The sequence below is a fragment of the Thioalkalivibrio sp. ALJ7 genome (assembly GCF_000376865.1).
Lineage (GTDB): Bacteria > Pseudomonadota > Gammaproteobacteria > Ectothiorhodospirales > Ectothiorhodospiraceae > Thioalkalivibrio.
The window spans coordinates 21,412-47,014 of sequence record NZ_AQXQ01000007.1 but is presented as its reverse complement, the minus strand read 5'-3'; the positions used below and the strand labels follow the sequence as shown (position 1 = coordinate 47,014).

The 25,603-nt window shown below is 62.4% G+C and carries 25 protein-coding genes; 24 read left to right on the top strand and 1 reads right to left on the bottom strand.

What is annotated here, in order from left to right; genetic code table 11:
- Positions 1-74 precede the first annotated feature (74 nt).
- The 21 genes from D002_RS0102245 to D002_RS0102145 all read left to right on the top strand — a co-directional run bounded on the left by D002_RS0102245 (position 75) and on the right by D002_RS0102145 (position 19,718).
- On the top strand, positions 75-749 hold the full coding sequence (locus D002_RS0102245) for a 4Fe-4S dicluster domain-containing protein (protein ID WP_017941141.1): 675 nt from the start codon (positions 75-77) through the stop codon (positions 747-749).
- Between the two features lie 43 nt (positions 750-792).
- Positions 793-2,199, top strand: a complete 1,407-nt coding sequence (locus D002_RS0102240; protein ID WP_018140286.1) for a heterodisulfide reductase-related iron-sulfur binding cluster — start codon at positions 793-795, stop codon at positions 2,197-2,199.
- A complete protein-coding gene (locus tag D002_RS0102235; RefSeq protein ID WP_018140285.1) occupies positions 2,199-3,251 on the top strand; it encodes an FAD-dependent oxidoreductase in 1,053 nt (350 codons plus the stop codon). The genes D002_RS0102240 and D002_RS0102235 overlap by 1 nt, the downstream gene beginning before the upstream one ends.
- The gene (locus tag D002_RS0102230) at positions 3,190-4,062 is read left to right on the top strand and encodes a hypothetical protein (RefSeq protein ID WP_026181451.1); all 873 of its coding nucleotides are present in this window, start codon (positions 3,190-3,192) and stop codon (positions 4,060-4,062) included. Before D002_RS0102235 ends, D002_RS0102230 begins: the two co-directional genes overlap by 62 nt.
- Before the next feature lie 49 nt (positions 4,063-4,111).
- Positions 4,112-4,828: a 4Fe-4S dicluster domain-containing protein gene (locus D002_RS0102225; RefSeq protein ID WP_018140283.1), complete on the top strand. Its 717-nt coding sequence runs from the start codon at positions 4,112-4,114 to the stop codon at positions 4,826-4,828.
- Complete coding sequence (locus D002_RS0102220) at positions 4,821-5,732, top strand: CoB--CoM heterodisulfide reductase iron-sulfur subunit B family protein (protein WP_018140282.1); 912 nt, start codon at positions 4,821-4,823, stop codon at positions 5,730-5,732. Before D002_RS0102225 ends, D002_RS0102220 begins: the two co-directional genes overlap by 8 nt.
- Positions 5,733-5,842: 110 nt before the next feature.
- Positions 5,843-6,289, top strand: a complete 447-nt coding sequence (locus D002_RS0102215) for a glycine cleavage system protein H (RefSeq protein ID WP_018140281.1) — start codon at positions 5,843-5,845, stop codon at positions 6,287-6,289.
- Positions 6,290-6,297: 8 nt separating this feature from the next.
- Positions 6,298-6,705, top strand: coding sequence for a DsrE family protein (locus D002_RS0102210; RefSeq protein WP_018140280.1), 408 nt, complete (start codon positions 6,298-6,300; stop codon positions 6,703-6,705).
- A 35-nt stretch (positions 6,706-6,740) separates the two neighbouring features.
- A complete protein-coding gene (locus D002_RS0102205; protein WP_081610800.1) occupies positions 6,741-7,178 on the top strand; it encodes a glycine cleavage system protein H in 438 nt (145 codons plus the stop codon).
- 106 nt (positions 7,179-7,284) lie between these two features.
- Positions 7,285-8,466, top strand: a complete 1,182-nt coding sequence (locus D002_RS0102200) for a radical SAM protein (RefSeq protein ID WP_018140278.1) — start codon at positions 7,285-7,287, stop codon at positions 8,464-8,466.
- Complete coding sequence (locus D002_RS0102195) at positions 8,459-9,550, top strand: biotin/lipoate A/B protein ligase family protein (protein WP_018140277.1); 1,092 nt, start codon at positions 8,459-8,461, stop codon at positions 9,548-9,550. The genes D002_RS0102200 and D002_RS0102195 overlap by 8 nt, the downstream gene beginning before the upstream one ends.
- Positions 9,551-9,575: 25 nt before the next feature.
- Complete coding sequence (locus D002_RS0102190) at positions 9,576-10,658, top strand: NAD(P)/FAD-dependent oxidoreductase (protein WP_018140276.1); 1,083 nt, start codon at positions 9,576-9,578, stop codon at positions 10,656-10,658.
- Positions 10,659-10,713: 55 nt separating this feature from the next.
- Positions 10,714-11,886: a radical SAM protein gene (locus D002_RS0102185; RefSeq protein WP_018140275.1), complete on the top strand. Its 1,173-nt coding sequence runs from the start codon at positions 10,714-10,716 to the stop codon at positions 11,884-11,886.
- Positions 11,887-12,170: 284 nt separating this feature from the next.
- The gene (locus D002_RS0102180) at positions 12,171-13,469 is read left to right on the top strand and encodes an OmpP1/FadL family transporter (protein WP_018140274.1); all 1,299 of its coding nucleotides are present in this window, start codon (positions 12,171-12,173) and stop codon (positions 13,467-13,469) included.
- Between the two features lie 205 nt (positions 13,470-13,674).
- The gene (locus tag D002_RS0102175; protein WP_018140273.1) at positions 13,675-14,631 is read left to right on the top strand and encodes a hypothetical protein; all 957 of its coding nucleotides are present in this window, start codon (positions 13,675-13,677) and stop codon (positions 14,629-14,631) included.
- A gap of 153 nt (positions 14,632-14,784) precedes the next feature.
- Positions 14,785-15,213, top strand: coding sequence for a hypothetical protein (locus tag D002_RS0102170; protein ID WP_018140272.1), 429 nt, complete (start codon positions 14,785-14,787; stop codon positions 15,211-15,213).
- Between the two features lie 3 nt (positions 15,214-15,216).
- Entirely contained in the window at positions 15,217-16,260 is a 1,044-nt protein-coding gene (locus D002_RS0102165) for a lipoyl protein ligase domain-containing protein (protein WP_018140271.1), read from the top strand.
- A 44-nt stretch (positions 16,261-16,304) separates the two neighbouring features.
- The gene (locus D002_RS0102160) at positions 16,305-16,688 is read left to right on the top strand and encodes a hypothetical protein (protein WP_018140270.1); all 384 of its coding nucleotides are present in this window, start codon (positions 16,305-16,307) and stop codon (positions 16,686-16,688) included.
- Positions 16,689-16,745: 57 nt separating this feature from the next.
- Positions 16,746-17,951: a glycine betaine/L-proline ABC transporter ATP-binding protein ProV gene (proV, locus tag D002_RS0102155; RefSeq protein ID WP_018140269.1), complete on the top strand. Its 1,206-nt coding sequence runs from the start codon at positions 16,746-16,748 to the stop codon at positions 17,949-17,951.
- 1 nt (position 17,952) lies between these two features.
- Positions 17,953-18,795, top strand: coding sequence for a proline/glycine betaine ABC transporter permease (locus D002_RS0102150; RefSeq protein WP_018140268.1), 843 nt, complete (start codon positions 17,953-17,955; stop codon positions 18,793-18,795).
- Positions 18,796-18,848: 53 nt separating this feature from the next.
- Entirely contained in the window at positions 18,849-19,718 is an 870-nt protein-coding gene (locus D002_RS0102145; RefSeq protein ID WP_018140267.1) for a glycine betaine ABC transporter substrate-binding protein, read from the top strand.
- A 435-nt stretch (positions 19,719-20,153) separates the two neighbouring features.
- Here D002_RS0102145 and D002_RS0102140 read toward each other — a convergent pair whose 3' ends face one another.
- Positions 20,154-20,471: a hypothetical protein gene (locus D002_RS0102140; RefSeq protein WP_018140266.1), complete on the bottom strand. Its 318-nt coding sequence runs from the start codon at positions 20,469-20,471 to the stop codon at positions 20,154-20,156.
- A gap of 243 nt (positions 20,472-20,714) precedes the next feature.
- On the opposite strand from D002_RS0102140, the gene D002_RS0102135 reads away from it, so the two are divergent.
- Genes D002_RS0102135 through D002_RS0102125 form a run of 3 tightly spaced genes read left to right on the top strand, consistent with a single transcriptional unit; the run spans position 20,715 to position 25,341 of the window.
- Complete coding sequence (locus D002_RS0102135) at positions 20,715-21,575, top strand: CbbQ/NirQ/NorQ/GpvN family protein (protein WP_018140265.1); 861 nt, start codon at positions 20,715-20,717, stop codon at positions 21,573-21,575.
- Complete coding sequence (locus D002_RS0102130; protein WP_018140264.1) at positions 21,572-24,127, top strand: nitric oxide reductase activation protein NorD; 2,556 nt, start codon at positions 21,572-21,574, stop codon at positions 24,125-24,127. Before D002_RS0102135 ends, D002_RS0102130 begins: the two co-directional genes overlap by 4 nt.
- The gene (locus D002_RS0102125; RefSeq protein ID WP_018140263.1) at positions 24,124-25,341 is read left to right on the top strand and encodes an acetoin utilization protein AcuC; all 1,218 of its coding nucleotides are present in this window, start codon (positions 24,124-24,126) and stop codon (positions 25,339-25,341) included. Before D002_RS0102130 ends, D002_RS0102125 begins: the two co-directional genes overlap by 4 nt.
- Positions 25,342-25,603: the final 262 nt, after the last annotated feature.

Sequence of the window (25,603 nt, the reverse complement as noted above, 5' to 3'; positions counted from 1 at the left end):
TGGCTGCGCAAGGTTCACAAGAAACCTGCATCGCCAAAAGCGAAGAGGTGTGAGATATGGCGACATACGCTGAGATGCAGCAAATCTTCGACGATATCCGTGGAGATTTTCGCTACGACCACGAGCTCAATGGCTGCCTGAACTGCGGGATTTGCACGGCGACGTGCCCGTCCGCTCAGTTCTACGATTACTCGCCGCGCGAGATCGTCCAGCTGCTCTGGACCGAAAACGTCGAACAGATCTACGACGCGATGCAGGAAAAGATCTGGGCCTGCGCCCAGTGCATGACCTGTGCAGCGCGCTGCCCGTTCAAGAACTCTCCTGGTGGCCTGGTCGCGATCATGCGCGAAGTGGCCATCAAGCACGAGATGCAGTCGGCCAAGGACGTGCTCCGTCCGTTCGGCCGCGTGATGCTCAAGCTGATCACCACGGGTAACCAGCTGTCTCCCGACATGATCCAGCCCGATCACTTCCCCGACTGGGGCCCCAACATCCAGAAAGTGGAAGGCGACCTGCGCATCCTGCGCAAGGCGATTCCGGTGAAGACGCTGCAGACGGTCGAGACCGCCTGGGAAGTGTCCCTGAAGACCTCGGTCGAGATGTACACCATCTGGGAAATGACCGGCGTCTTGAAGTCCCTCGAGCTGATGGACGAGAACCTCTTCGACGTGATCGAAGACTTCATCGACGAGAAGCGCGAGGACTACGAAGACTGGCTCGAGGAGCAGGAAGAGGAAGACGACGAGTAATTCGTCGCCCGAATCCCGCATCCAAGACATCAGGAGAAGCGTTATGAGTGAACAGACCCCAGGCAACCACAACCAGAATGGTGAAGGTGCCGGTGCCGGCACCATGAAGCCCGGCTACCACAACACCGACGGCCAGGGCATTGCCGGTCACGGTTCTTTCTTCCAGTCGACCGATCTGTCGAAGGAAGACGCCGTCAAGGCCACCGATTGGGTGCGTAAGCACGTCGACCGCCGCACCATCGATCTTGGTGATCGCATGGATGACGTCCGCGAGCATATGTACGAGCTCGAGAAGGACGGCCAGATCATCATCCACCGCATCGAGGATCAGCACGAGCCGATCTCGGTGAACACCCTGTTCGGCTGGGAGAAGAAGGTCCCGACCAAGCAGTTGTGGCACCACAAGTCCTGTGGTCAGTGCGGGAATATCCCGGGCTACCCCACCTCGCTGCTGTGGTTCATGAACAAGTTCGGCTTCGAGCCGGGCAAAGACTACCTCGACGAGACCGACCAGACCTCCTGCACCGCGTGGAACTACCACGGCTCGGGCATCGGCAACGTCGAATCGCTGGCGGCGGTGTTCTTGCGCAACTTCCACCAGTCCTACGTCTCCGGCAAGCAGCACGGTCACGAGCTGGGTCACTTCTTCCCGCTGGTGCATTGCGGCACCTCCTTCGGTAACTACAAGGAGATCCGCAAGTATCTGGTCGAGTCCGCCGAGCTGCGCGAGAAGGTCACCAAGATCCTCGGCAAGCTGGGTCGCCTGGTCGACGGCAAGCTGGTCATCCCGGAAGAGATCATCCACTACTCCGAGTGGGTGCATGTGATGCGTAACCGCATCGCTTCCGAGCTGCAGACGATCGACGTCTCCAACATCCGTACCACCGCTCACGTGGCCTGCCATTACTACAAGATGGTCCACGAAGATGCGGTCTACGATCCGTCCGTTCTCGGCGGCAACCGTACCGCGATCATTACCTCCACCGCCCAGGCGCTGGGTGCCCAGGTGATCGATTACTCGACCTGGTACGACTGCTGCGGCTTCGGCTTCCGTCACATCATCTCCGAGCGCGAGTTCACCCGCTCGTTCACGATGGACCGCAAGATCCGTGTGGCTCGTGAAGAAGCCAACGCCGACGTGATGCTCGCCAACGACACCGGCTGCGTCACGACGATGGACAAGAACCAGTGGATCGGCAAGGCCCACAATCAGAACTTCCAGATTCCGATCATGGCGGAAGTCCAGTTCGCGGCCCTGGCCTGCGGTGCGGACCCGTTCAAGATCGTCCAGCTGCAGTGGCACGCTTCGCCCTGCGAGGACCTGGTCGAGAAGATGGGCATGTCCTGGTCCGAGGCCAAGAAGACCTTCCAGGAGTACCTGAAGGAGGTCGAGGCCGGCAATATCGAATACCTCTACAATCCTGAACTCGCTTACGGGGGCAAGGTCTGATGCAGCAAGATACCGTTCTAGTAGTAGGGGGTGGCCCGGCCGGTCTGGCTGCCGCCGCGAATGTGAACTCCGCCGGTTACAAGGCGGTGGTCGTCGAGAAGGAAGACGTCCTGGGTGGCGCCCCGATCCTGTCGGGCTACGCCAAGCTGGTACCTTCCGGCGAGTGGGCGAAGGACGCCATCGGCCGCATGGTCAAGCGCGTCGAAGACGATGCCAACTCCACCGTGCACAAGGGTGCCAAGGTCGAGAAGCTGGAAGGCGAAGCGGGGAACTTCACCGCGACCCTGACCAACGGCGAGTCGGTCCAGGCCGGTGCCGTCGTGCTGGCCACGGGCTTTACCCATTTCGATTCCATCAACAAGCCGGAGTGGGGCTTCGGGACCTATGAAGACGTCCTGACCACTACCCAGATGGAACAGATGGTCGCCAGCGGCAAGATCGCCTGCCCGTCCGATGGCCGAGTGCCGGAACGGGTCTGTATCCTGCTGTGCGTCGGTTCCCGTGACCGCCAGATCGGTCGCGAATGGTGCTCCAAGATCTGCTGCACCGTTTCCGCGAACCTGGCCATGGAGATCAAGGAGATCTCGCCCGAGACGGACGTGTTCATCTACTACATGGACATCCGTACCTTCGGCCTCTACGAAGACAAGTTCTACTGGAAGTCCCAGGAAGAGTTTAAGACCAAGTTCGTCAAGGCCCGTATCGCGGAAGTCACTGCCTCCGGCGATGGCCGTCTGTTGGTCAAGGGCGAAGACACTCTGGTCAAGCGTCCGATCGTGATTCCGTTCGACATCGTGGTGCATGCCATTGGCATGGACCCGAACGCCGACAACCCCGAGATCTCGCAGGTCTTCGGTGTGGGTCTCGAGAAGCACGGCTTCCTGGAGCGCGCCGAGCAGTACACCAACACCTGTGGAACCACCCGCAAGGGCATCTACTCCTGCGGTGCGGCCTACGGTCCCGAAACGATCGACGATTCGATCGCCCAGGGTGCCGCCGCCGGTGGCCGCGCGGTTGCGGATCTGCATGCGCTGGTTCAAAAAGCCGGCTGAGGTCGTCAGCGACGAAGTGGCGTCGGGTCTCGCCCCGGAGCCGCTTGAGGTTACCTTTGACAAGGAGATCCTCGCGACGAAGCTTTCCAGTCTGAGAGAGGCCATCGCCGAAGCGGGTGGGGTCGACGGGCTGGAGACCTTTATCGAAGCATTGCGCTCCAAGCACGAGGTGTTTGCGGGCGTGGTGGCCAAAGGCGATGCCATCGAGGCGGAAGATGTCCGAACCCTCGGTGGTCTCGTGTTTTCGGTTCGCCGGAAGCTCACCACCCTGATGGCCGAGCGCCAAGGGGCCCTGGTGGATGGCGTACGGGCGTTGGTTCGGCCGGATGTCGACGTGAATACCCGCCTGGCGGCGTTCGCCGATCTGGCGGCCGACGACAAGAAGTTGCGTCGTGCGATGTGGGATTTCGGAGCCGAAATCCTGCACTTCGCGGACCCGGAGGCAGTGCCGATGGCCTGTCGTTGGGTTTGGGACACGTCGACGACGACCGGTTCATTGCGGGAGTTCATCCGCGGCAATGACACGCTCCGATCCATTCCCATTGGAGAGTCGGTGGGGGCGATCGAGGGGGCGCGTCGGTGGTTCTATGACGCGTTGGCCGAGGAGGGGTTTTACCGGGACTTGCCGTTTGTGACGGATCTGGTCTGGGTGCAGGCCTACTCGGACTATGCCCGGGCCCTGTCGATAAGTCTTGGGATGATCGACAACCAGTTTGGCACCAAGCAGGACCCGCTGGAGCTTGCGGTGAAGATGCTGGGGATTGATTCCCCGGAAGGTCGCCTGAAAGGAACCGATGCGTCGCTGCATTGAATAACGGAACGAACTTGAGCCTGGCTACACAGGTTTTCGGAGAGACGTCATGGCAATACATGAAAAGGCACTGATCGAGGACGAGCGCCTCCAGCAGCACGACGAGCTGGTGGTGGATGGGGTGGATGTGTCCGGTCACTGGAACACGATGATTTCCCCGCGCACCGTCCGCGACTACGACGACGATTTCGAGACGAAGATCCAGGGTTTTGCCGGCGGTGAGAACGTTCACCGTTGCTGGCAGTGCGGGTCTTGCACCAACTCCTGCACGATGTACGCGCAGAATGTTCAGTTCAATCCGCGCTACTGGATCTACCTGACCCGCCTGGGCATGAAGGAAGAGCTGGTCAAGGACAAGGACATCATCTGGCAGTGCGTGTCCTGCAACAAGTGCACCAACATCTGCCCGAAGGATGTGAAGCCTGAGGGCGTGATGAAGGCACTCGCGCACTGGATGGAAGAGGAAGGGATCACCGAAAAGGCCCCGTCCACGCACTTCGACGAAGAGTTCGCCGATCAGATCTACAAGACCGGCCGCATTGAAGACGGCAAGGTCATGCAGAACTTCTTCAAGAAGACCGGTCAGCCGCTGGTTCAGGAATGGCTGAAGGTATTCATCTTCCGCATGATGAAGCACCTGCCGGTGAAGCATCTGATGGCGATGGGCTTCAATACGATTCATACGCCGCGTACCAAGTCCTGGGGTAAGACCGGGGATGTGCTGAAGAATTACGTGCGCGAACAGAAGGAGGCCGCTCATGGCTAAGGTTGCTTACTATCCGGGTTGCGCACTCGAAGGGTCCGGTGGTCCGTACGACCGCTCCACCCGTGTACTGGTCAAGGCGCTTGGGCTCGAGATGGAAAACCTGCGCGACTACAACTGCTGTGGCGCGATGGAGGTGAAGAACATCCATCCGATGCTGCAGACCTATCTGTCCGCCCGAAATATGGCGATTGCCTCCGAGCAGATGGGCATGGATACCGTGATGGCGCCGTGTAACGGCTGCTACCACAATCTGAAGAAGGCCGAGTTCGAAACCGCCACCTCCGAAGACGCGATGAACACCGTCCAGGATCTGGCGCGCAAGTCGGACGATCCGGTCTATAGCGGCGACGTGCGCACGCTGCATCTGCTCGAGTGGTTGATGGAAGAGCTGGGTCCCGAAGGAATCAAGCAGAAGATGACCAAGAGCCTGAACGGCATCAAGGTCGCCAACTACTATGGCTGCATGTACACGCGTCCGCGCCAGATCTTCCCCGAGAAGGACAATGGCCCGGGCTCCGAGTCCAGCTATCAGCCGCACTTCATGGATGACCTTCTGGGTGCCGCTGGCGCCGTGAATGTCGAGTATCCGTTGAAGACGTCCTGCTGTGGCGGTGCGCATACGCTGTCCGATTCCGATACCTCGACCCAGCTGGTGCTGAACCTGCTGCAGTCGGCCGAGGATTCCGGTGCGGAAGTGATTGCCACCGAATGCCCGACCTGCCACTCTGGCCTGGAGATGCACCAGGTTCGTGCCGAGACCGAATTCGGGATCAAGACGGACGTGAAGGTGCTGTACTTCACCCAGCTGCTTGGGTTGGCCATGGGTCTGTCCCCGCGCAAGCTGGGCATTCACGAGAACGTGAGTGACTCGATTGGTCTGCTGAAGGAGAAGGGGGTCATCTGATCCCCGGACCCATGCCCAGCATGGCCCATTGACGAGTTCAGAAGACGGGCGCGAGGCGCCCGTTTTTTGTGGAGGCAAGGGTCCGCTCGGTCCCGGGAACGAGGCGAAACATGGATTGCAACGGTTGCGAGTTTCACCCTGAGCTGTTCTACGACGACGAGTTCCAGATCTGGCTTCGCCGTGAGGACGACGACACCCTCACCGTGGGGATGACCGATTTGTCGCAGACCATCGCGGGAAAGATCATCCACGTGCGCGTGCGGCGACCAGGTACCCGCCGACCACCCGGCAAGCCGGTCGCGACGATCGAGAGCGGCAAGTGGGCCGGCCCGATCCCCAACTTCATCGACTGCAAGATTGTGGAGGGGAACGAAGAGGTGCTGGAGAACCCGGTGCTTCTGAACTCCGATCCCTACAATGCCTGGATCGCCCGGGTCGAGCCAACCAACGGTATCGAGTCCGCGCTTGAGGCGTTTGTGACCGGCGATAAGGCGGAAGAGGGCTACTGCAAACGGGCCAAGGATGACGACATCCAGTGCCAGCGCAAGCTGCGGTGAGCGATTCTATGGGCGACTCCAACGACGATTACTACCTGGATAACGACGAGCAGACGGTCGTGATCATCATGACCTCCGGCCCGTCCACGCCGGGACGTTGTGCCACGCCGTTCTATCTGGGCGCGGTGATGGCATCGATGGATGTGGATGTCTACATCTTCTTCACCATGGAGGGCGTGCGCCTGATGGAGAAGGGCGTGGCGGACGATTTGCGTGCCATGGAGGATGGCAAGCTGATCAAGGATTTTATCCAGGACGCAAAACGCGCAGGTGTGCGGCTGCACGTTTGCCAGCCCGCTTTGCCGGGGTATAGAATCGACGCGTCTTCGGATCTCATCGACGAAGTCGATGCAGTCAATCGGGCAAGCGAGCTCGCTGACCTGATACTACGCAGTGACAAAACGATAACGTTTTAATTTCCCGCTTTATTTGATTATTCCTGGAGGAAGACATGGGTGCAGTTCGGGGTTGTGATATTCCGGAAGATCTGATGTACAACGTTGAAAACAACGTTTGGGTGCGCAAGGAAAGCGACGGTACCGCGACGGTTGGCCTGACTTCCTACGCTTGTTCGCTGGCGGGCACGATCGTGTCCTACACCCCGAAGAAGGTGGGCAAGACGGTCAAGAAGGACAAGTCCTGCACCACCGTCGAATCCGGCAAGTGGGTGGGTCCGGCGAAGACCCCGGTCACCGGTGAAGTCACCGAGACCAACGACAAGGTCGCGGCCAATCCGGGCCTGATCAATGAAGATCCCTACGGCGAAGGCTGGCTGATCAAGCTGAAGCCGGAAGACTGGGACGGCGAAGCCGGCGATCTGAAGGCCGGTTCCGATGCCATGTCGGGCTTCGAAGCGAAGATGGAAGCGGACGGTTTCGGCGGCTGCTGATACCCGTTGCTGCAAGGGCCGCCGCCTTGTCGAGGTGGGCGGCCCCTTTTTTTCGGTAATACCCGAGTAAAACCTTCAAGAAATCTGCCGACCCCGGAGAACGCCCATGTCGAGCTGGAATGATGTAATCCAGCGGGTAGAACCCCTCGAGGACGTCCCTGTCGATCCGTCGCTGGTTGATGACCTCCAGCACAGCCTGCGAAGCCCTGCGGATCCGGGTTCGGTGCACTTTTATACCCCGACCTTCAAGTCCTATCAGTCCAGCGAATTGGCCGACTGTGGCAAGAGCGCCTGGCCGGCGATGTCGATTACCGGTGGCGACTGCAAATTGGCCTGCGATCACTGCAAGGCGAAGATCCTTGAGCCGATGATTGCCGTACGCACCCCGGACGATCTCTGGCGACAGGTGAACAGCGTCATCGAGTCGGGCGCCCAGGGCATGTTGTTGACGGGGGGCTCGAACCACCGGAACGAGGTGGAGTACGACCCTTACTACTCCACCATTCGTCGGATAAAGGACGAGTTTCCGGAGTTTCGTATCGCAATGCACACCGCCCTGGTGGATGACAATATCGCGTTGTCCATGGAGCAGGCCGGGATCGATGCGGCGATGATGGATGTGATCGGGGCCCAGGACACCATCACGCAGGTGTACCACCTGCGCCGGAGTGTCGATGACTTCGAGCAGACCCTCGAGAGTCTCGTGAACACCAACATGAAGGTGGTGCCGCACATCGTCATCGGTCTGCACTACGGCAAGTTGCTGGGCGAGTGGAACGCGCTGGAGATGCTGGCGCGGCACCTGCCCGATGCCGTGGTTTTGGTGGTGGTCATGCCGTTCTATGCGCCGGCCAGTCGTCCGTTCGAAACCCCGGACGTGCACGCAGTGGGCCGCTTCTTCCACGATGCGCGCGAGCGGCTCGGCGACACCTCGCTGTTGTTGGGCTGTGCGCGTCCGCCGGGTCAGGCCAAGAGCCAGATCGACAGCTACGCCGTGATGGCCGGCCTGTCCGGTATCGCGCACCCGGCCGAGGGGGTCGTTGAGCTGGCGGCGCGGCTGGGCAAGAAGGTCCGTGTGACCCCGGCCTGCTGCTCCATCGCGGTCGGCGACGAAGTGATGGCCGAGGATGCCGGCGTTGGCAGTGGCGTCGAGCTGGATCTGGATACCATCGTGGCGGAAGAGGCCCGGCGGCGCGAGCAGGAGCGCAAGGCGCGCCAGGGCCTGGGTGGGATCCGGATCGTCACCGAAGGGGGCGAGGTTGCGGCGGGAGGTGGTTGCCATGCCTGAGCGCGATCAAACGACCCTGCGCATCCTGGATACCGGGCTGCGTCCGGCTGCCGAGAACATGGCCTTCAATCGTTCCCTGCTGGAGAGTCACCAGGAGGGGGTGTCGCCGCATACCCTGCGTTTCCTTCAGTTCCAGCCCTGCGCATTGGTGGGTTTTCACCAGAACGTCGACCAGGAGATCAACACCGAATACTGCAAGGAGCACGGGATCGCGATCCAGCGCCGCATTACCGGCGGCGGCGCGATCTATTTCGATGCTACGCAGCTCGGCTGGGAACTGTACCTGGACAAGCGCTTCCTCGGCACGGCGGACATGGGCCGGATCGCCTCGCGTATCTGCAACGCGGCGGCCGCAGGCATGCGCTCGCTGGGTGTGGACGCGCAATTCCGCCCGCGCAACGACATCGAGGTTGATGGCCGCAAGATATCCGGTACCGGCGGCGCCTTCGATGGCGAGTCGATCATGTATCAGGGCACGCTGCTGATCGAATTCGATGTCGAGGACATGCTGCGCATCCTGCGCATTCCAGCCGAGAAGCTCTCCGACAAGGCAATCGAGTCCGCGCGGGACCGGGTCGTGAACCTGGCGACGCTATTGGAGGACATGCCGGCTCTGGAGGTGGTGAAGGACGCCATCGCACGCGCCTTCGCGGAGGAGTTCGGTGTGCGCACCGAAGCCGCCGATCTGCTGCCGGAAGAGCGGCGTGCCTTCGAAGAGGCATTGGCGGAGATCGATACCGAGGAGTGGGTGTACCAGCGCAACCGTCCGGCGACTGATGCCCCGATGCTCGAAAGTATCTACAAGTCGGACGGTGGCCTGATGCGGGTTGGTGTAGCGCTGGACCCCGAGCGTCGGCGACTCAAGCAGCTGTGGATTACCGGCGATGTCTTCGTGAAGCCGGCCCGCACGATTGCCGATCTGGAAGCGGCCATGCGCGATACGCCGCAAGCCGAGATGGAAGACCGCGTGCGGGCGTTTTTCGCCGAGCGGGACGTCGAGATGCTGCAGCTGACCGCAGACGATTTTGTCGCGGCGATCCAGTCGGCCCTGGCGCAGGCCGAGGTCGAGCAGGCGGCGCAATAATGATTCGTGACAGGAACCTTTGCTGATGCTGCCCGCTTCTGTCGACGTGCTGGTTGTGGGGCTGGGCCCGGGCGGCGCATCCGCTGCGCGGGTCTGCGCGGAGGCGGGCCTCTCTGTGCTCGCGGTCGAGCGCAACAAGGCCTTCGGCGAGCCAGTACAGTGTGCCGAATTCATCCCCAATCCGATGGGCGCCTATGCACGGCCCGACGGCGTCTTGCTGCAACGTATCGATTCGATGCAGAGCTTCCTGCCGTCCGGGGCGGTAGAGCATTCGGATTTCCCGGGTTTGATGGTCGACCGCGGCGAGTTTGACCGTGCCATCATTCGCGCCGCCGAGGCCAACGGGGCGCAACTGGTCACCTCTACTCCGCTGGTGTCCGTTGATGCTAAAAAGCACGTGGCCTGCGTGAAGCATGCGGGCCGTGAACACGAGGTGGCGTATCGCGTGTTGATCGCGGCGGATGGCCCTCATTCCCCGGTGGCTGAGTCGCTGGGCCTGCCGGCGCTGCCGGTGGTCCAGACGCGGCAATACACCGTGCCCCTGAAAAAGTCCTACACCGCGACCGACGTCTGGTTGTCGGACGACTACCCAGGCGGCTACGCTTGGCTGTTTCCCAAGGGGGAGTGGGCCAATCTGGGGCTAGGTGCGGACAAGGACATTGCGGGCGACCTGAAGGCTCCCCTGGAATCGCTGCACGCCCAGTTGGTGGAGCAGGGACTGCTGGGCGAGGAGATCCGCTACCGTACCGGGGGGGCGATCCCGGTGGGCGGTTTGAGGGATTCCCTGGTGGCCGACGACGTTCTGTTTGTGGGCGATGCGGCGGGCCTGACGCATCCCATCACCGGTGCGGGTATCGCCGCGGCGGTTGTTTCGGGCGAGGCGGCAGGTGAGGCCGCGATCGCTCATCTGGAGGGCGACGACGAGGCCTTTCCCGACTACGACGAAGAGATGCGCGACCAGTATGGCCCGGCCCTGGAACGGGCCTGCGAGCGCCGCGCCTTTCTCAACGAACACTGGCGAACCCCGCGGGCGCAGGAAGATGCCACTCAGCGCCGTGGATGGATTGCATTTTCCGAGTATTTCAACGATGGTGACCGGGCCGCGTAGGCGGCCACGGTCGACGGATGCCCGGCATCCCCGAGACAACGCTGGAGGAATTTTCATGAGTGCAAGCGCAGAAGAGATGGTCGCGCCAATCAATTTTTATCGGCCGGACTATCACATCAAGACCCCGGACATGCGTTCGCCGGAGTACGTGCAGATGTCCACCGCCGCCGCGATCACGCTGGGTCTGGTCCCGGGCACCATGCATCGCACCTCCTGCACGCACTGCCTGAACCTCCTGGTCACGTATCCGGAAGGCTGCCGTGCGAACTGCTCCTACTGCGGGCTGGCGCGTCATCGCGAGGAATCGCGTGACTACGCCGACCGCAATTTCATCCGTGTGGATTGGCCCACCGCCAAGTACGACGAGGTGATCGAGCGCGTGAAGAACCACGCCGACGCCGGCCAGTTCGAGCGCATGTGCATCTCCATGATCACGCACCCGAATTCCGATGCCGACACCGTCGAGCTTCTGGAGCGCTGGGTCGCCGAGGTCAACCATATCCCGGTGTCGATCCTGTCCAACCCGACCACCATGAGCTACGAAGACCTCCAGCTCCTGCGGGACAAGGGTGCCGATATCTTCACCGTCGCGCTGGATGCGGTGACGCCGGAGATCTTCGAGCGCACCCGTGGCAAGGCGGTCGAAAGTCCGCATAGCTGGGACAAGTACTGGCAGTCCATCGAGTGGGCCGCCGAGATCTTCGGTCCCGAGAAGTTTGGCGCGCACCTGATCTGCGGCATGGGCGAGACCGAGGAAGAGATCCTGCAGGTCTGCCAGCGCATTCGTGATCTGGGCGGCCACAACCACATGTTCGCCTTCTTCCCGGAAGAAGGCTCGCTGATGGAAGACTGGAACCCGGTCCCGCGGGACCAGTGGCGCCGCGTGCAGCTGGGCCGCTTCGTGATCGACTACGCCGGGGGGCGTATCGACGACATGAAGTTCAACGCGGATGGCCAGGTGGTGGACTTCGGTCTGCCGCAGTCGGAAGTCGAGGAGCTGATTGCTTCTGGCAAGCCGTTCCAGACCTCCGGTTGTCCCGGCAAGTCGGACGAGGAGGTCTCGGCTTGCAACCGGCCCTACGGCGATTCCAGTCCGACGGACATCCTGTCCTTCCCGTTTGCACTCAACTCGACCGATGTCGGGTTCGTCAAACGGCAAATGGCCGGAGAGGATGTCGGCACCTTCGACTTCGACGCCGACGAGGCGGAAGACGAGAAGACAGCCTGAAATTATCAGTGGTAGTATCGCGAAAGCCCCGGCACCCCCGGGGCTTTCGTATGTCAGGGGGTTAATAAGGCTTTTTGAATATTCAGGTTTCGAGCAGGGTTTTTACGGCCATTCGCCCGAGTGTCCTTGAGCACGCCTGCCGAAAAGACTCGCGACACGGTCGGTCACTGTGACGCGGGTAGTGGGGACACCGTACAAACCGGACCGGCGGCATAAACAAGGGGGCCGCGCGTAACCGGGGTGTCCGCATATCACAACAAGAAGACCACCAAAGGAGATACAACATGGAAGCACGCATCATTCGCCGCAGCCTGGTGACGGCCGCGGTCGGCCTGGCGATGGGTTCCGCTGGCGTCGCGCAAGCCACCAACGGCTATTTCGCGCACGGCTATGGCACCAAGGCAAAGGGTATGGGAGGCGTCGGTATGGCAATCTCCCAGGACGCCTACGCACCGGGCATCAACCCCGCTGGCATCGCCGGCATGGAAACTCGATTTGACGCATCTGTCGCCTATTTCCGCCCCGAGCGTTCGTACGAGGTTTCGGGGATGCCTTCCGGCCAGCCGGGTACGTTTGGCCTGGCACCGGGGAAAGTCGACAGCGGTAGCGAAGACTTCTTTGTCCCTTCGCTAGGGTTTGTCCAGCAGATTGATGAGAACCGTTCATGGGGTATCGCCCTGCTTGGGAACGGAGGCATGAATACGGATTATCCGGCGTTCTCGAATGAGGTTTGCCAGATGGACCCGAATACTCCATCCAACACGGGTCCATTCTGTGATGGTTCGGCGGGGATTAACCTTGAGCAGATCGCCATCATCCCGACTTACGCGCAAAAATTTGCGGATGGAAGGGTCAGCGTTGGGTTTAGCCCGATCATTAGCTACCAGCGTTTCAGCGCTGAGGGCATTAGTACCTTTGGAGGGATGAGCGACGATCCTGAAAACCTTAGCAGTGGACGTACGGATTCCAGCTGGGGTTATGGCGCGCAGATCGGATTTCAAGCGGAGCTCGCAGAGGGCGCGCGTGTCGGGGCGAGTTATCGCTCCAAGATCCGTGCTGGAGACTTCGACGAGTACGCAGGGTTATTCGCCAATGGTGGGGAATTTGATATCCCGTCTACCTACGGACTCGGCTTTTCTTTGGATGTCACACCGAACGTCACATTGTCGGCCGATTACCAGAAGATTCGGTATTCGGAGATTGACGCGGTCTCTAATTCGAATACGGCCGGCATGCTAGGTGCCGATGGCGGTGCAGGCTTCGGCTGGGATGATGTGAATATCTTCAAGTTCGGCGCTCAGATTGACGGCGGTAATGGCTGGGTTTGGAGAGTGGGCTATAACCGCGGCGAGAATCCGATCAGTTCGAATGAAGTGACACTGAATATCTTGGCGCCTGCCGTGATGACTGATCACTTTACAGCCGGATTCACCCGGGAGTTCGGGCAGCACGAGATCAACTTCGCTGCCATGTATGCACCGAGGCAGAGCGTATCTGGCCCGAATGCTTTCGATCCCGGCCAAGATGTTGAGATCGAGATGCGTCAGTACGAGCTCGAGATCGGGTACGCGTACCGCTTCTGATGGGGTGGTCCGGGGCGGTCGCCTGACCGCCGCGGGGCTTCGGTGTCGTGTGCCCGGGAGGGCGCGCCGGCCTTGAGGGGAAGGCTGGGTCTGCCAGGGATGGCGGGTGATGCCGAGGTCCGTGACGTACTGGGTGTGCGTCCCGGGCCCTTCTTTCTGTCGAGTATTTCGCTCGGATTTACCAGAGAATTCAAAGGAGGATGCCATGCGAGCAATTCATGCTTTGCGCGGCTATGTGCGTGCGGCCGGAATGGTCGCGGTGGTTGCACTGTTCGCGGCCAGCCAGACCGTGGCGGCCGATACGTATCGGCCATTCGTGCTGGCCTACACCGAATCGGGGACGGATGTCTCCGCCGAGGCCGCCAGTGTGCGGGAGCGTCTGGAGGGGGCCGACTTCCGGTTCCTGGGCGAATACCCGGTCAGTGACGACCGGCATGTGGTCGTGGTGACCCACGATGATCTGCTGTCGGTGGCCGGCTCCGAGGAACGCGGCGGCTACATCGCCCCGATCCGTGTGTCCGTGACGGCGGTCGATGGCGGCCTGCAGGTGAGCTATAACAACCCGGAGTATTTCCGTCATGCCTATCGGCTGGACGGCTCGGTCGAAAACGTGACGAATCGTTTGGCGAACACGCTGGGTTCTGAGCGTGAATTCGGGTCCGAGGAGGGCCTCAGCGAGCGTGACCTTAACCGATACCGTTATACCTTCGGTATGGAGCGCTTTGACGCGCCGTACGAGTTGGGTAGCCACGGGTCGCGGCAGGCCGCACTCGACGAGCTGGACCGCAACCTGAGTAGTCGGGTGGCCGGAGTTAGCGAGGTTTACCGGGTGGATATTCCCGGCCAGGACGTCACGGTGATTGGTGTGGCGGTCAGAGAAGAGGACGGGGCGGCGCAGGATTCGGCGGACCTTCACCAGCTGGGGATTGTCGATGTTGGCGAGTTTCGTCATACCGCAACGGTTCCGATCGAGATCCTGGTCCGAGGCGGCGAGATCGAGGCGTTGCACATGCGGTTCCGCAAGGCAGTGCACTTCCCTGACCTGCGCATGCTGGGGGATCACAGCTTCATGCGTCTGCGCAGTTCTCCCGGGGCACTGGAAGAGACCCTGAGGGAAGTCGGGGGCTTTGAAGAAGAGGAAGACGACGGATTCGACTGGTAATCCGTTAGAAATCTGACGCGCCAGGGAACGGTGCAATAGGGGCGCGGAATTCCCGCGTATCCCACTCAAGAACCCCGGTCCGCCGGGGTTTTTTTACGACCGGGGTGCGGAGTTGTTTATGCTCCCGCAACACCCGCGGCAGGATGCACACTCATGAAATCGATGAAGATCGCCAATATTGGCGAGATCCGCAACGAACTTAACAAGTACAAGAAGGGCAAGAAGCTCGATATCCACCAGTTCAACCAAGTCGCGCGTCTGGCGTGGCTTGGCAAGATCGTGATGCAGCCGTTGGACCTTGAGGACCCCGAATGCAAGTCTTTCCTGGTGTACATCCAGGAGCCCGAGGAGTTGGCCGCTCATTTCCTTGATACCGATCAGGAGTTGACCGGGGGGATCCACATCATTGATGGCGAGCAGGCCATGGCGATGGTCGAGATCATGCGTAGCGGGGTTGAGGAACGCGCCAAGCTGTACGAGGATCTCTCGCGTAGTGACTTCTACTTCCGTTACTTCTACCAGCCCGGCGCGGACGACAAGGGCGGTGACGCCGGTTCCGGTCAGGATCAGACCGAGGGCTGAAATTTGGTCGCATCGACGGTTACCCCGGAGTGGATCGACGCCGGGGCCCGCTCCGCAGGAGAACTCCACGCGCTCTACGCAGGTCTGGCGGGTACTACCTCGCCGGATGCCCCCCCGCGTCTGCTCTGGGCGCATGCCCGTGAGGCGCATATCTCGATCGGTGCCAGCCAGGATGCGGAAGCCGACCTCGACCTGGCGGCCTGTGCCGCCCAGGGTGTTCCGGTGGTGCGCCGCCCCCTGGGGGGCGGTTCCGTATGGGTGGATGCCGACCAGGCCTGTTTCTTCCTGATTCAGCCGCGCCATGTCCTTGCTCAGGGCCACCGTCACCTGTTCGCGATGGGCTTGGGGATTGCGATGGATGTGCTGCGCGAGCTAGGAATCCAGGGTGTGGAGGCGCGGGGGCAGGATGTCTGGGTTCAGGGGCGCAAGATCATGGGCACGGGCGCGGCCACGCTCAATGAAGGCTGTGTGTTTGGTGCGAGCTTCCTGCGCCATTTTCCGGTCGAGCGTTTTCTCGCCTGTGTGAATGCCCCCAGCGAGGGGTATCGAGATTGGCTGCGCCCGGCGCTGGAGACGGGCATGACGGACTGTGCGCGCCAGTGCCCGCAGGTGCCCGAACCGGTTCAGATCGAAAGTGCGCTACGCACGGTCCTGGAACGCCGTTTTGGCGTGCCGGCTCGGAATCTGTCACCGGATTCGGCCACCATCGAACAGTGGTTGGCGGTGGGGCGTGAGGAACTTGCGGACCTGGCGGACGGGCAGGGATCCCCGGCCGTGCGCGACGGTATTCGGGTGAATCGCGACAATCACGTGTTCGAGACGCGAGGGCCCTGTGGCCGTCTGCGCCTTCATGTAGAGGGCTCGCATATTGCTCGCGTCTGGTGCGAGGACCCTGAGACCACCGCGATCCTCGAGGCGCGCCTGGTCGGCGAGTCACCGGAGCGCCTGCGCGTTCGGTCGCGCTTGAATGGCCAACTGGAACCGCAGGTAGTGGACGAGATCAGTGCCCGTATCGACGGGCTCTACCGCGGAATCGCGGCGGCCTGATAGCGTCCGCACCTGTCCGTTTTTCGAAACCCCGGAGATCCTTTATGTCTGAACCGACCATCGCGCGCCGCCTGGAGAAACGCATCATCCTGATGACGCAAGATGCGGACATGACCGCGCGGCTCCAGTCTCCACTGACGCCAGATTGGCACTTGCACCAAGTGACCGATCTCGAGGACCTCGGGCCCTGGAACGAGATCTTGCTGTATCGCTTCCTGTTGCTGGATCTGGACGAGATCGAGGCCTTCGATCCCCTGGATGTCATTCGGATGTTGCGCATGGAATACCAGATCAACCTTCCGGTATTCTGTTTCGGTGGCGACCAGGATATCCAGGACGAAATGCGCCTGGCGCGTGCCGACCGCTTTTTCGGGCGGGATGAAATGGTCGACAAGCTTCCCGAGTTCATCCGCCAGTACGACTGGTAATCGGCCGCCCGGGCCGGGGTTTGGCAACCCGGTGCGTTATTGCAGGGAGAGCGTGGAATGGAACCCATCATCCGGGTGCGCGAGTTGTACAAGGTGTTCGGGCCGAACCCGCAGGAAGGCCTGAGGCTGATCGAGGACGGGCTGGACAAGGACACCATCTTCGAGCGCACCGGCAATACGGTGGGCGTGAAGGCCTGCGATCTTGATATCGCCGAGGGCGAGATCTTCGTGGTGATGGGGCTGTCCGGTTCCGGCAAGTCGACCCTGGTGCGGCTGCTTAACCGTTTGATCGAGCCCACTGCGGGTACCGTGGAGGTACGCGGGCGCGACGTTACGCGGATGAGCCAGCGCGAGCTGATCCGGTTACGCAGCGAGGATCTGGCAATGGTCTTCCAGTCCTTCGCTTTGATGCCGCACAAGACCGTGATCGACAATGCGGCACTGGGGTTGGAAATCGCCGGGGTCGGCCGTGCCCGGCGCCGCGAGCGGGCGTTGGAGGCGCTGGACCAGGTGGGCCTGAAGGCGCACGCCCGCAGCTATCCCGACGAGCTGTCGGGCGGGATGCAGCAGCGTGTGGGTCTCGCCCGGGCGCTGGCGACCGATCCCTCCATCATGCTGATGGACGAGGCCTTCTCGGCGCTGGACCCGCTGATACGCACGGATATGCAGGATCGGCTCCTGGATCTGCAGCGCGAGCATCGCCGGACCGTGGTGTTTATCTCGCATGACCTCGACGAGGCCATCCGTATCGGCGACCGCATTGCCATCATGCAAGGTGGCGAGGTCGTACAGGTCGGTATGCCGAAGGAGATTATCACCGCCCCGGCCAACGAGTACGTCCGCTCGTTCTTCCACGGCGTGGACATCACCCAGGTGTTCCAAGCCGGCGACATCATGGATAGCGAGAATATCCCGGTGCTGGATGCCGACACCACCGCCGGCGAAGCACGCAATCGCATCGCCCATGTCCCGGGCAGCGAGGCCGTGATCCTCAATGCCGATGGACGTTTCCGGTCTATTGTCCAGGCCAAGCGTCTGAACGAACTGACAGTGGATCGCCCGGCCAGCGAGGTGGCCGTGACCTTGGAGCCGGTCGGTGAGGACATGGCTCTGGCGGAGCTTCCATCCCGTGCTGCGCGAAGCCCGGTATCCATCCCGGTGGTGGATTCTGAGGGCCGCTTCCGTGGTCTGGTGACGTTGCCGCGACTGGTAGAAGCGCTGGATCGCAGTCGGACCGCGGCCGCCATGAACGGAGATCGCTGACATGGAAGGACGCATCAATATCCCCGTGGGCGACTGGATCGAGACGGCGGTCGACTGGATCCTCGACAACCTCGAGCCAGGCCTGGACGGCATCGCCTGGTTCCTGGGTCTGTTGACCAACTCTTTCGAGGGCGCGTTGCTGGCGATTCCCGCCTGGTTGTTGGTGCTGGTCCTGGTGGGGCTTAGCTGGTGGCGGGTGAGCTGGCGCTTCGGGATCTTCGCGATCGTGGCGCTCGGTCTGATTCTCGGCATGGACCTTTGGGAACCCACCATCAAGACACTCTCGCTGGTGCTGGCCGCCACTGCGGTGGCCCTGGCGATCGGCATGCCGGTTGGGGTTGCGATGGCGCGCAGTGACTGGGTCGAAGCCTCGATCCGCCCGGTGCTTGATCTGATGCAGACCATGCCGCCTTTCGTCTACCTGATCCCGGCGGCGATCTTCTTTGGTCTGGGCACCGTCCCGGGCGCCATTGCCACGGTGGTCTTCTGTATGCCGCCGGTCGTGCGTCTGACCAATCTGGGTATCCGTCAGGTGAACCGCGAGCAGATCGAGGCCGGGCTGGCCTTCGGTTGCAATCGACGCCAGCTTCTGACCAAGATTCAACTACCTCTGGCAATGCCGTCCATCATGGCCGGCATCAACCAGACCATCATGCTGGCACTTTCCATGGTGGTGATCGCGTCGATGATTGGGGCCGGCGGGCTGGGCAACACCGTGCTCACCGGTATCCAGCGGCTTGATGTCGGGCTGGGCTTCGAAGGCGGCCTGGGGGTCGTGATCCTCGCCATCCTGCTCGACCGCATTACTCAGAGCGTGGGGCGGCGGCGCAAGGGGAGTCATTGACCTCCGGTTTGGGCGTCGCGCCATCGATTTCACTCGAAGCAAGGAGTAGCACGATGAACAAGACACTGACCTCAACCCTGTTGGGTGGCGTGCTGGCCGCCTCGATGACTGTGTCGACCGTTCAGGCCGACGACATCCAGATTGGCTGGACCGCGTGGTCCGACGCCGAGTTCGTGACCAAGCTGGCCGAACGTGTGATCGAGGACGAAATGGGATACTCGGTCGAGCTGATTCAAACCGACATTGCTCCGCAGTACCAGGGTCTGGCCGCTGGCGACATCGACCTGATGCTGATGGCCTGGTTGCCGGGTACGCACGAGGATTATATGGAGCGCGTGGGCCAGGACATCGTCAATCTGGGGCCCTTGTACGGTGACGCCCGCCTCGGCTGGGTCGTCCCGAACTACGTGCCCGAAGACGAGCTGGGTTCGATCGAGGACCTCAAGAAAGATTCGGTGCGGGATAAACTGGATGGCCGCATTACCGGCATTGACCCGGGTGCGGGCCTGACGCGTCTGTCGGAAGATGCGATCGAGACGTACGGCCTGGACGGCTATGACCTGCAGATCTCCTCCGGCGCCGGCATGACCTCTGCCCTGGATCGCGCGATCCGTCGCGACGAATGGATCGTGGTTACCGGCTGGAGCCCGCACTGGAAGTTCGGGGCCTATGACCTGCGCTATCTGGAAGATCCGGAAGAGGCCTTGGGTGGCTTCGAGCGTATCCATGCTCTGGCCCGCGAGGGCTTCGCCGAGGAATACCACGACGTGGCGATGATGATCTCGCGCATGCAACTGAACCTGGACGTGCTGGAAGAGGCGATGTTCTACGCCCAGGAGAACTCCTACGCCGAGGCCGTGGACCGCTTCATCGAAGATCACCCGCAATACGTGCAGTACTGGGTGACCGGCGTGATCGACTGATCAGCATGGACTGCCCGCAGCACCCGAAAGCCCCGCCCTCGCGGGGCTTTCTTCGTTCAGGCCAGCGATTCCTTGTTCACCACGAAGCGCACGAAGGCACGAAGAAGGGCAAGGGCGATGGCACCACGGAGGGAGCGGGGTTCACGAACAGCGCGGAGACGTTCGGTTCAGGGGCGGACGACGGGGCGAATGAAACACGTTGCCGGCATTCTCCGGTCACGATGAAGGTTCGCCCGCCAATCGTCGTCATCCCGGAAACCGCGCAGCGGCCGGGATGACGAGGAGGGGTGCGCGTTCGGGATGGTGGGGGCGGGTGTTTTGATCGGGCCGCTGCTGTGGCCGGTCCGGAAACGCGAAAGGCCCCGGGCGAGTCGCCGCGGGGCCTTCGAGTGGTACGCCCCGGGACGAAGCCGCGGGGTGGGGCAATCTCCAGGATCAGCCGATCCAGGCGTGCTCCAGGACGTCGATACGGACCTTCTCGTGGAAGGTCTCGCCGTTGCCCTCGATCACCAGGTCGCCAATGCGAGTGCCGGCGGTGTCGTAGCTGAACTTGCAGTCGAAGGTGCCCGGTAGGGACACGCTGCCCTCGCATAGGGTCTCGCCTTCCACCGAGAAGGTGCACTGGGCGGTGCCGGATCCGTTCAGCACGGCCTGCACCCGGAATTCCTCATTGATCGGGCGGCGGTAGAAATCCGGGTCGCGGTTCGGGTTGTACTGCAGGTTGTTCAGCTTGACGAGCTTGACAAGTTTCATACCGGGTCCTCTATTAACGCGCTGAATCCGAGTGATCGCGCCTTCGCACGTACAACCCCGCCGCCAGCGGGCGTTCGGTTCATGCAACGGCGCAGGTTCGATAGAATATAAACAGCGAATGATACATCAAAGCCTGCGGGAACACGACGGACCCAGAAGCACAGTCCGCTCGAACCGGCGCAGCCTAACGCCGCACCCGCGCATACACCAGCCCTGGCCCGAGTGGCCGGCATCGGAGATCCCATGAAGAACCTGATCAACCGCATCCGCGGTGTGGAACGCGACGTCATTGAGAAACCGGGGGATGCAGGCGATGCCCCGTTCTACAAGCCCCAGGGCGACGAGGTCGAGATCTTCAGGGCGGCGTATTCCAAGCGTCTTCCGGTGATGCTCAAGGGTCCGACCGGTTGCGGCAAGACCCGTTTCCTGGAGCACATTGCCCATGTCCTGGGCCAGCCGCTGGTGACCGTGTCCTGCCACGAGGACCTGACCAGTTCCGACCTGGTCGGCCGCTTCCTTCTGGAAGGTGAGGAGACCGTCTGGCAGGACGGCCCGCTGACCCGCTCGGTGAAGGAGGGCGCGATCTGCTACCTCGACGAGATCGTCGAGGCGCGCACCGATACCACGGTGGTCATCCACCCGCTGACGGACCATCGCCGCCAGCTGCCGCTGGACAAGAAGTCCCAGATCATCGATGCGCACGAGGACTTCATGCTGGTGATCTCCTACAACCCCGGTTACCAGACGGTGCTGAAGGACCTGAAGCCCTCCACCAAGCAGCGCTTCGTCGGTATCCACTTCGACTACCCGGCGGAAGACGTCGAGCGCGAGATCGTGGCCAAGGAATCCGGTGGCCTGGACGCCGACCGCGTGGAGAAACTGGTCGCCGCCGGGCGCAAGGCACGCGCACTGAAGGACCACGGTCTGGAAGAGGCCACTTCGACCCGCGCGCTGGCCTACGCGGGCGAGCTGATGCAGGCGGGCCTGAGCCCGCGCGTGGCCTGCCGCGCCGCGATGATTGCGCCGATCACCGATGATCCGGAGCTGATCCAGGCGCTGGAGGAGATCTTCGACGCCCACTTCCCCGAGTCCGAAGCCGCGTGAACGATACCGCGACCAACGGCGACGCGAAGCCCGAGGCCGAAGAACTCGTCGAGATCGAGGAGATCCTCCAGCACCTGGAGGACATCAGCTTCGTCGCCCACCGCGACACGAAAGAGGCCTTGCCGGCGATCCGGCCGTTCGGCGCCACCGTCGCGCGGCGCTGGATCGCGACCGCCCGCGACCTGTTCTTCCACGACCGCGAGTCCGGCAAGAGTTTTATGCGTCACTCCGCGCGTCTGGCCGAGCACATGCAGACGGTGGAGCTGTGGTTGGAGCAGGCGGCTCGCTTCAAGGAATGGGTCAACTCCAACTACGCTCTGGAAGGCTTCATGGCCCAGGCCGACCGGGTCTATGCCACCTGGGGCGAGGACGGTGAGCGCGAGTGGGCCGAGATCGGCCTGCGCTGGTGCGCGCGCAGCCTGCCGGATGCTCGTGCCTACTTCGAGACCGATTTCGAGAAGCTGGCGGGCGGGCGTGGCATCGAGGGCCTGCGCGCCCTGATTGAGCCGGCGGAGACGCTGTTCGACGAGCGCGGCCTGACCCTGGATGCCTACCTTGAGGGGGCCCCGATTGCCCGCAACCTGGTCGGTGACCAGGGCCTGTTGTCCTGGGCGCGGCGCGGCGCGGACCTGCTGAAGGCTGGGCGTTCGCGCGGCGAGGCGTATTTCCGTCTTGAGAGTGACGAGAGCCTGAAGCTGTTGCTGGAGGCCCTGCCGGGTTTCCGGCCGCGCATGCACGGGCGCTTCCTGCGGCTGGTGCTGCTGGCCTGGCTGGATGCCGACATCCCGCTGGCCGATTCCAGCTGGAAGCCGGGCGAAGGCCGTCCGATGCTCGAGACCGATGGCCGGCGCCTGTTCATGCCGGCGGTAATGGACTCGCGTGAGGAGGCGATCGTGGCGACTCAGCATGCCGCCGCGCACCTGGCCTTCGATACCTACGCACAGGACGACGTCCAGCGCCTGTTTGAACGCGCCGGGGTCGAGCACCCGCCGCTGGACGACAAGTCGCGTTTCACCTGGCGTCCGCTGTTCGCGAACTATGCCGAACGCATGTTCCGTTTCCAGGTCCTCTTCGACTTGGCCGAGGACCTGCGGGTGAACGCGTGCATCGCCACGCGTATCCCGAACTTTCTGCCGCGTCTGGTCGAACTGGCTGAACAGCACGAACGCCCGGAGGGGGCGGCCGCCGTCTATTTCGACTTTGCGCTTAAGGCCCACCAGGCGCTCCTGCATGGCGAGGAACAGGACCCGCGCCTGACCCCGATGCTGGAGCCGGACGCGGATGTGGTCACCGCCTGGGCAGTGGGCGAGACCTTGTTCGCGGACGAGGCCTTCCCCGAGATCACCATCGAGGAACGGGCCGAGGCCTACCTGCCGGGGCTGTCGCTGAACCAGTCGCTGCCGGTTTACCCGCAGAGAAAGCGGGACGGCAGCCTCGCCGATTTCCGCGATCACGAGGCGCACGACGAGCACAAGTTCGAGCGCGAGAAGCAGGAGGAGCAGCCGCAGCAGGCTCCGGAGCAGGCGCAAAAGGATCCCGACGCGGATATCCAGACGCCGCAGCAGGAGACCTCAGGGACCGGAGGCCGCATCGGTACCGGCATCCCGCAGCCGGCCCAGGTCGCCAAGCGCGCTGCACCCTACGTGCCGCGTAAGGATGGCATCGCATATCCCGAGTGGGATTATCGCGAGCAGCGTTACATATCCGAGTGGGTGAACCTCTACGAGCGCGTCCTGGACGACGAGAACGCCGAATTGGCCGCCAGCATCCTCGCTGATAACCGCGACACCCTGAAGCGTCTCAAGCGTGGCCTGGAGATGCAGCGGCCGCAGCGCCTGGCTCCACTGCGCAAGCAGATGGATGGCGACGAGCTGGATACCGAGGCGGTGATCGATTTCATCGCGGACAAGAAGGCCGGGCTCTCGCCCAAGGCCTTCATTTATCGCCGCCGCGCGGTGCAGCACCGTGACACCTCGGTACTGCTGCTGGCGGACATGTCCACGTCCATCATGGCGCGGCATCCGAGCGGCGAGGGCAAGATCGTGGATCGCGTGCGCGAGGGGATCATGTTGTTCATCGAGGCCATCGACAAGGTCGGTGACCCCTGCGCGATTGCTGGCTTCGCCTCCAAGCAGCGTGACCAGGTCAATTACTACTGGCTGAAGGACTTCAACGAGGGCCTGGACGACACTGTCCGCAATCGCATTGCGGGGATCTCCGGGCGCCTCGCCTCGCGCATGGGGGCGGGCATCCGCCACTCACTGGAGGCCTTCAAGCGCAGCTCCAGCCAGCGCCGTTTGCTGCTGATCCTGTCCGACGGCCGCCCGGCCGACTATGACGATGGCGGCGACCAGCGCTACCTGCACGAGGACACGCGCATGGCGATGAAGGAGGCGATCGACGCCGGGGTGCACCCGTTCTGCATCACCCTGGACCCGTCCGGTTCCGATTACCTGCCGGCGATCTTTGGTCCTGGCCACTACACCATCATCGATCACGTGGACGAGCTGCCGCGCCGCCTGCCCGAGATCTATTTGAGGCTGCGCCAGTGAATGCCACCCCTGAAGCGATCGAGACCGACGCCGAGGCCCACGGCTTGGAGCGGGGCCCGGCTCGGCGCCACGCGACCCTGCTGCATGCCCCGCGCTATCGTGGCCACAGCTATGGCGACAATCACCCCCTGGGCATCCCGCGGGTATCGCTGACCATCGACCTGATCGAGGCCTATGACGCGATCACACCGGCGGAGATGGCCGTGTCGCGCAAGGCCCAGCCGGCCGAGCTCGAATGGTTTCACACCCGCGAGTACGTCAGCGCGATCCAGCGTGCCGAGGCCCTGGGCAAGGTCTTCCAGCGCTACCGCGACCGCCACAACATCGGCAACTTCGAGAACCCGTTTTTCGCAGGCTTCTACTCCACGCCCGCGACCGCGACCTGGGGATCGATCCAGGGTGCGGAGGTCGTGTTGGGTGGTCAGATGGCCTTCAACCCGGCGGGGGGCATGCACCACGCCGCTCCCGACCAGGCGCGCGGTTTCTGCTACTTCAATGACCCGGCGCTGGCGATTCTGCGCTTGCGCCAGGCCGGTCAACGCGTGCTGTATCTCGACATTGATGCCCACCACGGCGACGGCGTCGAGGCCGCGTTTGTCGGCGACCCCGACGTCCTGACCGTCTCTCTGCACATGGATACCGAATACGGCTATCCCTTCGAGGGCGGGCGGATCGAAGACACCGGTCCGCTCGGCAATGCGGTCAACATGCCGTTGCCGAAAGAGACCAACGACACGGAATTCCGAGCCGCGTTTACCACGATCTGGGATGCCGTACGCACCCGCTGGCAGCCGGACGTCATCGTCGTCCAGGCCGGTACGGATGCCTTGCTGCCCGATCCGCTGGGCAAGTTCGGCATCTCCACTCAGTGCTTCCTCCAGTGCATCGACGACGTGATCGAGACCAGCCCGCGCCACGCCGACGGCACACCGAAACTCCTGGTCCTGGGCGGCGGTGGCTACCATCCCCTCGCGCTGGCCCGCTGCTGGACCGGCGTCTGGGCCATGCTCAGCGGTCGCGACCTGCCTGCCGAGGTTCCCGCCTCGGGCCAGGCGCTGCTGCGCGACGTCGATTGGGACATGGACGAGGAGGAGGACTGGTACGAATCGCTGTTTATCTCTCGGCTGGATGCCGAGCGCACGGGGCCTGTCCGTGCAGAACTGTGGGAGCGGATCGAACGGCTGCTGACCGTCCATCCCTGGTTGCACGACTAGGCTCTGGTGGTGCCCAGTTGCACAGGGTGGCGCGATTGGAACACGCTTCGGTCTGTTGGTTCTTGGATAGGACCATCCCCCGCAAGGGGTATGGTCCTATCGACGGGCAGGGAATAGGGAGACGCTGATTTAATTGCACGTCCGCGTTGGCGCCCCCTGTTTTCCGAGACAAGGCGCGTCGTGCAGCGGGTAGTGGTTCTACCCGCAAGCGGCGCAACGCAGGATCGGGGAACAGGGGGCACTAACCCCACAAGCCATTGAA

Coding starts and splice junctions, on each gene's coding strand:
- D002_RS0102190 (WP_018140276.1), top strand. CDS start 9,576: ATGCTGCCCGCTTCTGTCGACGTGCTGGTTGTGGGGCTGGGCCCGGGC.
- proV (WP_018140269.1), top strand. CDS start 16,746: ATGGAACCCATCATCCGGGTGCGCGAGTTGTACAAGGTGTTCGGGCCG.
- D002_RS0102215 (WP_018140281.1), top strand. CDS start 5,843: ATGGATTGCAACGGTTGCGAGTTTCACCCTGAGCTGTTCTACGACGAC.
- D002_RS0102220 (WP_018140282.1), top strand. CDS start 4,821: ATGGCTAAGGTTGCTTACTATCCGGGTTGCGCACTCGAAGGGTCCGGT.
- D002_RS0102145 (WP_018140267.1), top strand. CDS start 18,849: ATGAACAAGACACTGACCTCAACCCTGTTGGGTGGCGTGCTGGCCGCC.
- D002_RS0102140 (WP_018140266.1), bottom strand. CDS start 20,471: ATGAAACTTGTCAAGCTCGTCAAGCTGAACAACCTGCAGTACAACCCG.
- D002_RS0102245 (WP_017941141.1), top strand. CDS start 75: ATGCAGCAAATCTTCGACGATATCCGTGGAGATTTTCGCTACGACCAC.
- D002_RS0102185 (WP_018140275.1), top strand. CDS start 10,714: ATGAGTGCAAGCGCAGAAGAGATGGTCGCGCCAATCAATTTTTATCGG.
- D002_RS0102205 (WP_081610800.1), top strand. CDS start 6,741: ATGGGTGCAGTTCGGGGTTGTGATATTCCGGAAGATCTGATGTACAAC.
- D002_RS0102160 (WP_018140270.1), top strand. CDS start 16,305: ATGTCTGAACCGACCATCGCGCGCCGCCTGGAGAAACGCATCATCCTG.
- D002_RS0102210 (WP_018140280.1), top strand. CDS start 6,298: ATGGGCGACTCCAACGACGATTACTACCTGGATAACGACGAGCAGACG.
- D002_RS0102240 (WP_018140286.1), top strand. CDS start 793: ATGAGTGAACAGACCCCAGGCAACCACAACCAGAATGGTGAAGGTGCC.
- D002_RS0102175 (WP_018140273.1), top strand. CDS start 13,675: ATGCGAGCAATTCATGCTTTGCGCGGCTATGTGCGTGCGGCCGGAATG.
- D002_RS0102170 (WP_018140272.1), top strand. CDS start 14,785: ATGAAATCGATGAAGATCGCCAATATTGGCGAGATCCGCAACGAACTT.
- D002_RS0102150 (WP_018140268.1), top strand. CDS start 17,953: ATGGAAGGACGCATCAATATCCCCGTGGGCGACTGGATCGAGACGGCG.
- D002_RS0102235 (WP_018140285.1), top strand. CDS start 2,199: ATGCAGCAAGATACCGTTCTAGTAGTAGGGGGTGGCCCGGCCGGTCTG.
- D002_RS0102200 (WP_018140278.1), top strand. CDS start 7,285: ATGTCGAGCTGGAATGATGTAATCCAGCGGGTAGAACCCCTCGAGGAC.
- D002_RS0102180 (WP_018140274.1), top strand. CDS start 12,171: ATGGAAGCACGCATCATTCGCCGCAGCCTGGTGACGGCCGCGGTCGGC.
- D002_RS0102195 (WP_018140277.1), top strand. CDS start 8,459: ATGCCTGAGCGCGATCAAACGACCCTGCGCATCCTGGATACCGGGCTG.
- D002_RS0102225 (WP_018140283.1), top strand. CDS start 4,112: ATGGCAATACATGAAAAGGCACTGATCGAGGACGAGCGCCTCCAGCAG.
- D002_RS0102135 (WP_018140265.1), top strand. CDS start 20,715: ATGAAGAACCTGATCAACCGCATCCGCGGTGTGGAACGCGACGTCATT.